This window comes from Providencia rettgeri (genome assembly GCF_023205015.1).
Taxonomy (GTDB): Bacteria; Pseudomonadota; Gammaproteobacteria; order Enterobacterales; family Enterobacteriaceae; genus Providencia; species Providencia rettgeri_E.
Window position 1 is genome coordinate 2,355,705 of the sequence record NZ_CP096258.1, and the last position, 13,205, is coordinate 2,368,909.

12 protein-coding genes and 1 other annotated feature are annotated in these 13,205 nt (G+C 40.3%); of the genes, 7 read left to right on the forward strand and 5 right to left on the reverse strand.

What is annotated here, in order from left to right; translation table 11 throughout:
* The first annotated feature begins 135 nt into the window (after positions 1-135).
* Complete coding sequence (locus M0M83_RS10815) at positions 136-393, forward strand: DUF2498 family protein (RefSeq protein WP_102138622.1); 258 nt, start codon at positions 136-138, stop codon at positions 391-393.
* Between the two features lie 96 nt (positions 394-489).
* On the opposite strand, the gene sohB is transcribed toward M0M83_RS10815, so the two are convergent.
* Positions 490-1,536: a protease SohB gene (sohB, locus tag M0M83_RS10820; protein WP_125893139.1), complete on the reverse strand. Its 1,047-nt coding sequence runs from the start codon at positions 1,534-1,536 to the stop codon at positions 490-492.
* A 178-nt stretch (positions 1,537-1,714) separates the two neighbouring features.
* Between sohB and M0M83_RS10825 the strand changes: the two genes are divergently transcribed.
* From M0M83_RS10825 to M0M83_RS10835, 3 genes are all read left to right on the forward strand, one after another.
* The gene (locus M0M83_RS10825; protein WP_125893137.1) at positions 1,715-2,479 is read left to right on the forward strand and encodes a YciK family oxidoreductase; all 765 of its coding nucleotides are present in this window, start codon (positions 1,715-1,717) and stop codon (positions 2,477-2,479) included.
* 6 nt (positions 2,480-2,485) lie between these two features.
* Positions 2,486-3,076 carry a cob(I)yrinic acid a,c-diamide adenosyltransferase gene (gene cobO, locus M0M83_RS10830; RefSeq protein WP_125893135.1) on the forward strand — a complete coding sequence of 197 codons (591 nt, stop codon included), beginning with the start codon at positions 2,486-2,488 and terminating at the stop codon, positions 3,074-3,076.
* Positions 3,077-3,622: 546 nt separating this feature from the next.
* Positions 3,623-5,770: a filamentous hemagglutinin N-terminal domain-containing protein gene (locus M0M83_RS10835; protein ID WP_248466568.1), complete on the forward strand. Its 2,148-nt coding sequence runs from the start codon at positions 3,623-3,625 to the stop codon at positions 5,768-5,770.
* A gap of 60 nt (positions 5,771-5,830) precedes the next feature.
* On the opposite strand, the gene aphA is transcribed toward M0M83_RS10835, so the two are convergent.
* The 4 genes from aphA to rnm form a co-directional block, all read right to left on the reverse strand.
* Positions 5,831-6,544, reverse strand: a complete 714-nt coding sequence (gene aphA / locus M0M83_RS10840) for an acid phosphatase AphA (RefSeq protein WP_125893131.1) — start codon at positions 6,542-6,544, stop codon at positions 5,831-5,833.
* Positions 6,545-6,944: 400 nt separating this feature from the next.
* Positions 6,945-7,862, reverse strand: coding sequence for a 23S rRNA pseudouridine(2605) synthase RluB (rluB, locus tag M0M83_RS10845; protein WP_185746927.1), 918 nt, complete (start codon positions 7,860-7,862; stop codon positions 6,945-6,947).
* A 200-nt stretch (positions 7,863-8,062) separates the two neighbouring features.
* Complete coding sequence (locus M0M83_RS10850; protein ID WP_125893127.1) at positions 8,063-8,683, reverse strand: L-threonylcarbamoyladenylate synthase; 621 nt, start codon at positions 8,681-8,683, stop codon at positions 8,063-8,065.
* A 149-nt stretch (positions 8,684-8,832) separates the two neighbouring features.
* Positions 8,833-9,705 carry an RNase RNM gene (gene rnm / locus M0M83_RS10855; protein ID WP_248468447.1) on the reverse strand — a complete coding sequence of 291 codons (873 nt, stop codon included), beginning with the start codon at positions 9,703-9,705 and terminating at the stop codon, positions 8,833-8,835.
* A gap of 162 nt (positions 9,706-9,867) precedes the next feature.
* Positions 9,868-9,969 (forward strand) — a sequence feature (Trp leader region).
* Positions 9,970-9,995: 26 nt separating this feature from the next.
* Here rnm and M0M83_RS10860 point away from each other — a divergent pair.
* Genes M0M83_RS10860 through trpD form a run of 3 tightly spaced genes read left to right on the forward strand, consistent with a single transcriptional unit; the run spans position 9,996 to position 13,204 of the window.
* On the forward strand, positions 9,996-11,570 hold the full coding sequence (locus tag M0M83_RS10860) for an anthranilate synthase component 1 (protein ID WP_248466569.1): 1,575 nt from the start codon (positions 9,996-9,998) through the stop codon (positions 11,568-11,570).
* Positions 11,570-12,181, forward strand: coding sequence for a glutamine amidotransferase-related protein (locus M0M83_RS10865; RefSeq protein ID WP_125893123.1), 612 nt, complete (start codon positions 11,570-11,572; stop codon positions 12,179-12,181). The genes M0M83_RS10860 and M0M83_RS10865 overlap by 1 nt, the downstream gene beginning before the upstream one ends.
* Positions 12,182-12,202: 21 nt before the next feature.
* Complete coding sequence (gene trpD / locus M0M83_RS10870) at positions 12,203-13,204, forward strand: anthranilate phosphoribosyltransferase (protein WP_125893121.1); 1,002 nt, start codon at positions 12,203-12,205, stop codon at positions 13,202-13,204.
* Position 13,205 lies beyond the last annotated feature (1 nt).

Genomic DNA, 13,205 nt, shown 5'->3' on the forward strand with positions numbered 1-13,205 from the left:
ATTCTAAAAGGCACAAAGAGTCTTCTAGTTGACTGATTTTAACCATATAAAGATGTTTAACCACAATTGAAAACCACACACTCTACCTGATAAAATGCTAGAAGCAACCAATTATTTTTTCAAGGAAACCAACGTATGCAAGACAGTTTACCATTCATCACAAAGAAAGAGTTACTTGAAAAAGCTAATGATATCATAAAGAAACATGATGATTACATCCATGGTATGTTTGTTGATACCGTTGAGCAACATCGAGGTACACTGGTATTTAAAGGCGAGTTCTTCTTGGATGAGAACAATATTCCCACTTTAAAAAGTACAGCTGCTTTTAATATGTACAAACACCTTGCTCATGTACTATCAGAACAATACCAATTGAGTGATAATAACTAGTTAACACGTTTGCTCTTTATATAAAAATTACCGGCTAACAAGCCGGTAATTTAATAGTAGATTTAAAAACGCTTATTCGCTAGGCGAAACTCAAAGTTACAAGAGTGGTTTTTGTCCGCGTTGCCACCAGCGCAATAATAAGTTATCCACGCTCTTTGCCGCGCTTCCCATAAACTTATCCATCATTTTTTTACTTAATACATAACGAATGCTCACTATTTCCTTAGTATCAATCGCATTAATAATAAAATCATCACTCACACCAATATTATCCACAAGTCCTTTATCAAGCGCCTGTGAACCATACCAATACTCCCCTGTTGCCACTGCGGAAATGTCTAAGGATGGGCGGTTTTGATGAACAAATTGTTTAAATAATTCATGTGTTGAATTTAAATCTTCGACAAACTTCTTACGACCTTGCTCCGTATTCTCACCTAACATGGTCAATGTTCGTTTGTATTCACCCGCAGTATGAAGTTCAACATCAACATCATGTTTTTTTAATAACCGATGAATGTTCGGAATTTGAGCGACAACGCCGATCGAACCAATAATGGCAAATGGCGCTGCAATAATTTTATCTGCAATGCAAGCCATCATGTATCCGCCACTCGCCGCAACTTTATCGACCGCAATAGTCAGCGGGATATTTTTTTCTTTGATCCTTAATAATTGTGAAGCCGCTAAACCATACCCATGAACCATTCCTCCAGGGCTTTCAAGTCTTAGCAATACCTCATCTTGTTGGTCAGCAACTGCAAGAATGGCACTGATTTCCTCACGTAAAGACGTGACTTCACGGGCATCCATGCTACCTTTGAAGTCTAATACATATAAACAAGGCTTTTTAACCCCTGTCTGGCCTAATTTAGCCCCTGTTTTCTCACTTTTTGATTTTGCTTTCTGCTGTTTTTTAAATGCCTTCAACCACGCTTTATGTTCTGGTTCATTCATTTTAATTTGTTGCATTTGGCGTTGGCGCTCACGATAACTTTCACCTAAGTCTGTGATTTTCAAAGCACCTTTTGTCCCTTGTCGACGCATGCCTGCACCAAACACAAAAACAGCTAGCAAAACTATCGCCACCAAAATTGTGACGACTTTTGCTAAAAATAGCCCATATAATGAGAAATACTCCACAATCTGATCCTTTTGATGTTTATCTTAAATATAAAAATAATCTCACGATTACGCGCAAACAACCAGAAAAAAACAGAGTTAGCGCGACAAACTTCGTTAATAACTATGTTAGATTAGCCAATTATCACAATCAGTGCGATGATAACCTTACATACTAATCACAATAGTAGGAAAGAATATGCTCCAATATCAGCCTAGACAAGACCTATTGAAAGGTAAAACGATCCTCGTAACGGGTGCCGGTGATGGCATTGGCCGTGAAGCAGCTCTCACTTATGCGCGCTATGGTGCATCACTTATCCTTGTTGGTCGAACACAGCATAAATTACAATCCGTGAGTGATGAAATAACCGCTTTTGGTGGAAAAACTGCACCGTACTTTACGCTAGATTTATTAACTGCAACGATTGATGACTGCCACGCACTCGCCTCGCAAGTTACCTCTATTGCACCTTATCTGGATGGCGTTTTGCACAATGCTGGAATACTTGGTGTGGTTGCCCCTATCACTGAGCAGCCTAGTGACCTATGGCATGATGTTATGCAAATAAATGTTAATGCTACGTTTATGCTAACTCAAGCTTTACTCCCTCTATTGCTCAAAGCACCTAATGCCTCTTTAATCTTTACCAGTTCAAGCGTAGGTAAACAAGGTCGCGCGGGTTGGGGAGCCTATGCCGTCTCCAAATTTGCAACTGAAGGTTTAATGCAAGTATTATCCGAAGAATACAAGCAGAGCAATCTTCGAGTAAACTGTATTAATCCAGGCGGCACACGAACCTCAATGCGAGCAAGTGCATTCCCTGACGAAGATCCTCTTAAGTTAAAAACCCCTACTGATATCATGCCTATTTATATCTATTTAATGGGTGATGATAGCCTGCGTAAAACAGGGGGAAGCTATGATGCTCAACCAGGGCGAAAACCGGGTGCTGCGGAGTAAAAAACAATGTCTCAAAGCCGACACGAAGAACGCCAGCAACGTTTAAAAGAAAAAGTGGATGCCCGAATTGAAGCTGCACAAATTGAACGGGGTATCGTGATTGTCTTTACTGGAAATGGGAAAGGCAAAACAACCGCTGCTTTTGGCACAGTCTGCCGCGCGGTAGGTCATGGTAAAAAAACGGCCGTTGTTCAGTTTATTAAAGGTGGCTGGGATAATGGTGAACGTGAATTACTCGAACCTCAAGGGGTTCCCTTCTATGTTATGTCAACCGGGTTCACATGGGAAACTCAAAACAAAGAAACAGACACCCTTGCCTGTATGGAAACATGGCAGCACGCCAAGCAATTGTTAAGCGATCCTCAGTACGATTTAGTCATTTTAGATGAGCTAACCTACATGGTGAGTTATCATTACCTCGCTTTAGCAGAAGTGCTCCAAGCATTGCAAAGCCGCCCTGCCAATCAATCTGTCGTGATCACCGGCAGAGGTTGCCACCGAGACTTAATTGAGTTAGCCGATACAGTAACAGAAATGCGCCCTGTGAAACATGCGTTTGATATTGGAATTAAAGCTCAAAAAGGGATTGATTGGTAATAATCCGATAATAGAGTGCAATAGTAATATTTTTATTATTGCACTTATGAACTATTCGCTAATTATAAGTTAACTATACTATTAGTTAACTTATAAAATTATTATTTAGCATTTATCATTAACAACACTAATTTAGCGTCCCCCCCAGATTGAAAATATTTTTTGGATGAGTGAGCTTTTTGCTAACTTTTATATATTAATTATCGAAATTATTTTATAAGGATTAAGAATAAATATAAAAATAATTAATGCTATTTGTTCCCTCTCCCTCGCAAATTAAAATGATTACGTATTGCTACGTGAGTAAAATCCACCTAACAGACTAAATCTGAGTAAAGTTAATACATTGATTAAAAAACAAATTAACCTATAACAGTAGATATTATTCCGCTTTTATTCAGTTTTAGTTAATTAACAATCAATAACGATATATTTACCCATGTTAACATTATTAATTTTATTTAGTTTTCTATTTAAGCATAATTAAACTGCAATAATGGATTGTTAGTTATCTTAGATTTTTCTATTTTATTTTAAGGGATATATATGAAAAACGTTCCAAATTCTCATTTAAGTTTCACCAGGTTGAAATTTAACCCCCTCTTTTTATGTGTTTCAATAATTGTTGGAACCACGACTATTGCTCAAGCAGAAATTACACCAACTAATGGTGCTGGTATATTAAATCAAGGTAATGGACCCACTGTCGTTTATATTAATAAACCAAGCCAAGCAGGTGTTTCCCATAATACCTATAGCCAATTTGATGTTGACCAAAAAGGCGTTATTTTAAATAACAGTGCAAAAAATTCTAATACCCTCATTGGCGGCAAAATTGGTGGCAATACCAATGTTGCCGGCGGGCGAGCTAAAGTTATCTTAAACGAAGTAAATTCAAATGCGGCAACCACATTAAATGGCATGATTGAGGTTGCCGGTGGCAAAGCACAAGTAATCGTTGCTAATGCATCCGGTGTTACATGTAACAACTGTGGCTTTATCAACACCAATCGTACAACATTGACAACCGGTAAAGTAGAGCTAGCAAATGATGGTTCCATTGCTAACTATAATGTGCAGCAAGGTAAAGTTGCTATCAATGGCTCATTAGATACCAATTCTCCGACTGATTTAATTGCGCGTTCAGTGGCTATTAATGGCATTATTGATACGCAGCGCCTTAATGTGATAGCAGGAAACAATCACGTCAATTCAACTGGGAAAGTGACGGGCACTGCTACTGCGATTGGAACAAAACCCATTGTTGGGATTGATGTTTCATCGATTGGTGGTATGTATGCCAATAAAATTTCTTTAATAGCGACTGAAACCGGTGTCGGTGTCAGTAATTTAGGGGATATCGGTACCTATAATGGCGCGATTTCTATTGATACCGCAGGAACGGTGAATAATACCAATGGTAATATGAATGCAGGAGGTGATATAGATATTAAAGCAGCAAGCCTTACCAATAACGGCCGTATTGCAGGTAATAAAAACGTCAATATCACTGTTTCAGGAATGGGAACGATTAATAACGATAATGGCGATATCACATCCTATAACAATGATATTAATCTAAGTACATTAGGGGCACTAAGTAATAATCGTGGTTCAATAATTGCTCAACAGAATGTCAATACGCTTTCCGATTCATTTGTAAATGATAATGGCATAGTTCAGTCTACTAAAGGTGACATGAACATTCACTCCATGAATATAATTTACAACAGGGATAATCTCGCCAATCCAAATGATCCAGTAAAAGGGTTCAATGCCGGACGTGATATCACGATCAATGCCGTTCGTATTGTAAATGAAAACTCCAATATTACTGCAGGACGAGATAGCAAGATCAGCGCACAATCCGCGATTGATAACACATCAAATAGCAAAATCATTGCACAACGCCATGCAGACATCAGTACGATGAACTTAACGCAAACTAATTCTGAAATAAATGCCATTAATGGCCAGATGAATTTAGATGCATCGGTATCACTCACTAATGGGGGAACATCGACCATTCATAGTGGCCGATTGATGAATATCAATGCAAATCAACTCACTAACTCAGGAGAAATTATCTCGAATAATGGTAAATCCGTCATTATTACTAATTCAATGAGCAATCGTTCTGGTTACATTAAAGGAAATAATCTTACAATCAAGGCGCATAATATTGATAACCAAGCAGGTTTAATTAATGCTGAAAATAATCTCGACATTGAAACTAGTTATTTGAATAACAATAACAGTAATGACTTTAAACTTGTTAATGCTAAATTTGGCCTAACAGACCAAAATGGTGGCCTACAAACCAATAATGACACGATAAAAGTTAAAGGTGATACGTTATACAATACCAATGGCTCTATTGCTGCAAATGTAAATAACAATGCAGCTGCGCGTAACGATGTTGATATTAATCTCAAAGCAGCACTCAATAATAATTATGGCCAAATTACAGCCGCTAATAACCAAAAGCTTGATGTAGGTTCATTAGAAAACTACTCTGGTAAAGTGATAGCCGGTAAAAACCTAACTATTGACTCAAAAAACCGTATTAATAACCAATATGGGGTCTTAAGTTCTACTAATACCACGAAAATTACCAGTCCTATCGTCACTAATGGGACAACTGGAAGCATTTCAGGTAATCGAGTGATTATTGATTCTGCGATCACTAACTAAAATTGGTAACGATTAAAAAGGAGGTCGTTTGACCTCCTCTTCATTCGACTCATGACAGAATTAATATTCTGAATTAATCACAACTTCTTCACCAAAGCGCCCTGCTTTTGGTAATGGTTGGTAAGAAGAGTTTGCAGCGCGTAAAATACGGACACCGCGAATACCTAACTCATGTGCTGCTGCGATATCGGCATCAGCATCACCATAATAGATGGTAAGTTTGTGATCGCGCATCCAGCTTACTTTATTATTTTGGCCTGGCTCATCACCCGCAAAAATGACAGGTTGCATTTTATCTGCCGGTATTGCTAAACCTTCCTGAACGTATTTAGTGACAGTTTCAGTTTTGGTTTTCGTACGGCCAGTGATGAAATAGACAGTATCACCGCGGTCTAAGTGCATTTTGACTAAATCAATACCCACTTGTTTTGGCATACTGAATTTATCCCACTCATTATTCATTTTTTCCCAAAATTGTTGATTTTTGAGATAGCTAAAATCGTTAGGTGAGAACTCTAATTTACCACGGTAAAAGCCTGGACTCGAAAATAACACCGTATCATCGATATCAAATCCAACAGCCATCGGGGCTTTCCCTTCTAGGCTTTGTTTAATTTGTTCGATAGAAACCCAGTTAACAGGCTGCTGTTGAGCAAGTTCAACAACGGTAACGCCAGGGCTTACGGTTTCTGGCATCGGAATTTTAGCTTGAGACGTCGCGGTAAAACTTAATGCCAATGCAATCGCACTCAAAGTCAGTGTTATTTTTTTCATGTTTTGTCCTTATTCAAGTTTATCCACTTAAACCATTCTTTATTTATCTGGATAAACTGGGTAAGTAATAGGTCTATCTGTAAATTTGTCTTTATTATCAGTTAGCAACCCAGTATTTTGTGAGTCACATCCCACAAGAAGGGTCATACTAAGACTTTTAATTACATTAAAATGAGATGAGCATCTCATATATATTATCTTTTATTGATAGGTTTCATCATAATGTGAACTAGACCATTAAATTTCTTATTATTAATAAGGCTATGTTCAACTCAATCATTACCCTAAGGTCATTTCTCTCATATAAAAGCGAATATATTTTAATAGACAATACATTAGATAAAAAAAACGCTGAGGGAGATGGTCTCAGCGTGTTTAATATTAGAGAATTACAATCAGTCTAGATGCGAGTGCGACGTTTCGCTGTTGGTCTTGATGACTGACGTTTTGATGCAGGACGTGATGCGACTTGTGTATGGCGTTTTACCGCACGGCGAATTTGGTTCGCTTTAATACGACGTTGGTCACGCTCAACTGCAACTTTACTTTCCGTTTCTACCGGCAATTCCACCAGCTCACGAAGATAGTTAGTTTGCGCTAAACCAAGCTCCGTCCATCCTCCACGAGGTAAACCTTTTGGTAAATCAATATCGCCATAACGCACACGGATTAAACGGCTGACTTGGACACCAACGGATTCCCAAAGGCGACGAACTTCGCGGTTACGCCCTTCAGTTAAAGTGACGTTAAACCATTGGTTCATTCCTTCTCCACCACGGTAAGACACCGTTTTAAACGAAGCAGGGCCATCTTCCAGTTGTACGCCATTGATTAGCTGTCGAATTTTTGCATCATTAATTTCACCAAACACGCGCACTGCATATTCACGTTCAACTTCACGACTAGGGTGCATTAAACGATTCGCTAGTTCACCATCTGTCGTGAATAATAATAAGCCACTTGTGTTAACATCTAAACGGCCAACAGCAATCCAGCGTGCTCCCGTTAACCGTGGTAAACGATTAAAAACAGTTGGGCGCCCCTCAGGATCATGACGTGTACATAATTCACCTTCAGGCTTGTAATAAGCCATGACACGGCAGATTTCCTTTTCAGCTTCTTTGATCGCTAATAAACGGCCATCCAAACGAATTTTTGTTGCGGGTGTAACTTCAACACGGTCTCCTAGTGTAGCAATTTTGCCATCAACACTAATGCGACCCGCTTGCAGGAATGTTTCGATTTCTCGACGAGAACCATGCCCAGAACGAGCAAGGATTTTTTGTAATTTTTCAGTTTTTTGCGGTTTTACGCTCATGTAACCCTCTGCTGTCGCCTTCACAGGCGTCAAATACCTTTTTGGTGCGTGATTTTTACCGCACCAAAAAGCAATGAATTTGAAAACCCGCGCATTATACACAGGTTTGTCCTGAACCCCTATTACTTATCTGTATATCGCACTTTCAATACAATATTATTTAATTCAGTACTGAACCTTAGACTTTCCAATAGTGATATTTACTCAAAAGGTGTTGGATCCCCAGTTCCGACTCGCGCCACAACCGGTGTATCATCAGTAAAGTCAATCACCGTTGTCGGCTTTTGCCCAATATAACCACCGTGGATCACTAAATCGACTTGTTTATCAAGTAAATCACGAATTTCTTCAGGGTCTGATTGCGTGAAGTCATCACCCGGCATAATCAAGCTGGTTGACATCAACGGTTCGCCAACCGCTTCGAGTAAATCCCGAGCAATCGGGTTCGACGGCACACGCAAACCTATGGTTTTCCGTTTTTCATTCATTAAGCGCCGGGGAACCTCTTTTGTTGCCCGTAAAATAAAGGTGTAATTACCTGGCGTATTATTTTTAATTAAACGAAAAACGGTGTTATCAACATGTGCGTAGTTCGATAATTCAGAGAGATCTCTACACATTAATGTGAAATTATGATTAGCATCTAGCTGACGGATACGACAGATACGCTGCAGAGCATCTTTGTCTTCTAAACGGCATCCAATGGCATACCCTGAATCTGTAGGGTAAACAATCACACCGCCTTTATTCAGAATTTCAACACTCTGGCTAATAAGTCTTGCTTGAGGGTTATCCGGATGGACATAAAAAAACTGGCTCATACATACCTCTAATTTTTGGGTATCGACAGCATCATCCGGCAAAAATACCTATAAATGCTACTATCTCTTAATTCCATGAGATGACCTACTCAGAATAAATCATCACTTATAATAATTATTTTACACCGCATTATTAATACATCAATTGATTAGCTACTTTTTACCGCATTCCAAAGCGTCCAAACTGCATTATCATCATTAGGCAGCCATAAGTTTCGGCCAAGTTCTATCCAAGAGCATGGTCGATGAAAATCTGAACCAACGGATGTATGTAAGCTAGCATTATTGGCTAATTCAGCTAAGTATTGTTTTTCATTTGGGGGTTGCTGGCAATGAGAAACTTCCATGGCATCACCTTCACACTGTTTAAAATACGCAACCAACCGTTTTAGCCATTTATTGGATAGTTGATACTTAGCAGGATGCGCCAATACCGCAACACCGCCTGCTGCATGGATTGCGTCAATGGAGGCTTGAATTGTGCACCACTTCGCAGGGACATATCCTGTTTTCCCTTTTGATAAATAGCGCTTAAACACGTTATTAATGGTTTTTTCTTTTCCTATTTGCACGATATATTGTGCAAAATGTGCCCGTGTTACCTGCCCGCCACCAGAAATGCACTGTGCGTTCTCCCACGCATCATCAATGCCTGCTTTTTGTAATCGCCTGCCCATCTCAATACCACGTTCGAAACGACGCTCAGATTGCTCTTTTAACAATTCAACCATAGCTGGATGCGAAGGAGAAAAATTTAATCCCACAATATGTATTTCAATATTTTCCCAAAGCGTCGAAATTTCAACACCATTGATGAGCTCAATTGGCCTTTCATTTTCAGTAAGATAGCGGCGGGCCTCAAGTACCCCCTCACAAGTATCGTGATCGGTAATTGCTAAAATATTAACCCCTTTTTCAATCGCGCGTTCGATTAACGCGGCAGGAGTGAGTTCACCATCCGAGGCAGTCGTATGGCTATGCAAATCATAACGAGTCACTAATGGCGTCGAGGTTGTCGACATATTGATATCTTCTCCAATTTCCATGAAAAACTATTTTCCTAATAAATTAACAAAGTCCTTGACATAAATATCATGATCCAGTTAACTAGTACGCAAGATAACTAAAACCGAAAATAATCAATTTATCCAGTGAGGCATACAATGACTTTATTTAACTTATCAAATCGTTGGTGGCGTGACTTCCCAAATTGGGCGGAAGCCGCACGCGCATAGTTATTGTATGTTTCAGTGCCAGACCCGCCCTTCCTCGGCGGGTTTTTTAATGTCAAAAATTAATGTAAGGCAACAAAATGAACGAACAAAGCACCACATTAGCACATTTTACGTATCTGGATAGCCCAATTAATTATCAGCCTGATCCAACATTATTATTTAATCATCTGTGTCATCAAGTTCCATCAACAATGCTGTTGGAATCTGCTGAAATTAATAATAAAGCTAACTTACAAAGCTTGCTTGTTGTCAACAGTGCGCTGCGTATTCGTGCTTTTGGCCAAAAAGTTGAAATCGAAGCGTTAACGCCAAATGGCCAGGCTTTACTGCCAAAACTGTTAGCGCAATTAATAGATTTAATCGCACATCATAACCTGCAAGAAAATAGCTTAACGGTAACCTTTAGCCTGCCAGCAACAGATTTAGACGAAGACAGTCGTCTAAAGGCGGCATCTTGTTTGGATGTTTTGCGTGCGCTACCCGCGCTCGCGCAAACTTATTCAACAAAACCTGAAAATATGTTTGTTAGTGGGCTATTTGCTTACGATTTAGTCGCCAGTTTTGAAGATTTACCCAGCGTTAATACCGTTAATCAGTGCCCTGACTATTGTTTTTTTGTTGCTGAACATTATTTAGTGATCGACCATCAAAATCAGGCTGCTCGGCTAAAAAGTGTCTTATTTACGCAAAATGAGCAAAATGTCGAAACTGTGAAGCAACGTCACTCACAAATTATTACTTCGTGCCGGCCTTTCTTACCGGCGCTTCCTTTAGCAACGGCGCCCGATTTTTCTGTATCGATAAACAAAAATGACCAAGAATATGGGGAGGTTGTTACCTCATTAAAAGAAGCCATATACCGCGGTGATATATTTCAGGTTGTCCCCTCTCGTAAATTTACGATGCCGTGCTCGCATCCTTTGATTGCGTACCAAAAACTCAAAGCACAAAACCCAAGTCCTTATATGTTCTACATGCAAGATGACGCATTCACACTTTTTGGCGCTTCGCCTGAAAGTGCTCTCAAATATGCGACAGAAAACCGCAAGGTGGAAATTTACCCAATCGCTGGAACTCGCCCTCGAGGCCGTAATGCACAAGGTGAATTAGACCTTGATTTAGATAGCCGAATTGAGCTTTCCATGCGCTCAGATGAAAAAGAGCTTGCTGAACACATTATGTTAGTTGACCTAGCACGCAACGATTTAGCCCGTATTTGTGAAGCGGGTAGCCGTTACGTTGCCAATCTAACTAAGGTTGATCGCTACTCTTTCGTGATGCATTTAGTTTCTCATGTCGTAGGAACATTACGCCAAGATTTAGATGTTTTTCATGCATATCAAGCCTGTATGAATATGGGGACTTTAACGGGGGCACCAAAGGTCAAAGCAATGCAGCTGATTGCGCAATATGAACAAGAGCGCCGCGGATCATACGGCGGAGCCGTAGGATATTTTCAAGGAAATGGTGATTTTGATACCTGCATCGTCATTCGTTCTGCTTACGTAGAAAATGGCATTGCCACTGTACAAGCGGGAGGTGGCGTCGTTCTAGACTCAGTCCCTCAAGCCGAAGCCGATGAGACCCGTAATAAAGCACGTGCAGTGATCCGCGCAATTGCCCAAGCACACCAAGTTAAGGAGTTATTCTAATGGCCAACATTTTACTGCTCGATAACGTTGACTCCTTTACTTATAACCTTGTAGACCAACTGCGTGCAGGTGGCCATAACGTGGTTATTTACCGCAACACCGTCAATGTAGAACACATTTTATCTGTATTAGAACAAATGGTTTCACCAATTTTAGTCTTATCGCCCGGTCCAGGAAAACCGAGCGAAGCAGGTTCAATGCCAGAAGTTTTAATGCGAGTAAAAGGCAAAATTCCTGTTATCGGTATTTGTTTAGGCCACCAAGCTATCGTAGAAGCCTATGGTGGAACCGTCTCTGCCGCTGGTGAAATTTTGCATGGTAAGTCATCAATCGCCACACATGATGGTTTAGCCATGTTTAACCATCTTGAAAACCCAATATCCGTGGCTCGTTACCACTCCCTAGTTGGTAGCCAAATTCCAGAAAGCTTGACCATTTGTGCCCAGTCAAATGGCATGGTCATGGCTGTTCGTAGTGATAGCGATAGAGTATGTGGATTCCAGTTTCATCCTGAATCCATTTTAACAACGCAAGGTAAACAGTTGTTAGAAAACACCGTGGCATGGGCTCTTTCTACTCCCAATGCAATCGAATCCTCTCATTCGCACTAACGGAAGACTAAAGAGCCAATTATGCAAAATATTTATGATAAATTATTTAAAGCGCAACCGCTGACTCAGCAAGAAAGCCAGTTCTTATTTAATGCCATCATTCAAGGTGAATTGACAGAGCCTCAGTTAGCAGCAGTATTAATCAGCATGAAAATGCGTGGTGAACAACCGCAAGAAATTGCGGGTGCTGCTCTAGCTTGTTTAGAAAATGCGCAACCCTTTCCTCGTCCTGACTACTCATTCAGTGATATTGTTGGCACGGGAGGTGATGGCGCAAATAGTATCAATATTTCAACAGCGAGCGCATTCGTTGCTGCGGAATGCGGTATTAAAGTCGCTAAACACGGTAATCGCAGTGTTTCGAGCCGTTCAGGATCTTCAGATTTACTTGCAGCTTTTGGTATCGCTCTAGATCTTAGCGCACAAAGTGCTCGTGACGCATTAGATGAACTTGGAGTTTGTTTCTTATTTGCACCGCAATATCACAGTGGGTTCCGCCATGCGGCCCCTGTACGTACTCAACTAAAAACTCGAACGTTATTTAATGTATTGGGGCCTTTAATTAATCCGGCTCGCCCTCCGATTGCCCTTATCGGTGTTTATCAAGCGTCATTGGTAAAACCCGTGTCTGAAACATTACAGATGCTTGGTTTTACCCGTGCTGCTGTGGTACACAGTGGGGGGATGGATGAAGTTTCATTACATGCAGTCACGCAAGTTGCTGAATTAAAAGATGGCAAAGTACAACATTACCAATTAACAGCAGATGATTTTGGGTTAGCACCATATCAATTACGTGACTTAGAAGGCGGTACACCAGATGAAAACCGCCTATTACTTAGCCATTTACTTCAAGGCCATGGGCAAGCCGCTCACGAAGCCGCGGTTGCGGCCAATGTTGCCATGTTGATGCGTATTAATGGCCATGAAGATTTAAAACAAAACAGCGAGCATGCACTCGCAATCATTCGTAGCGGTAAAGCATTTGACCGCGTTACAGCACTCGCGGCAAGGAACCAATAAA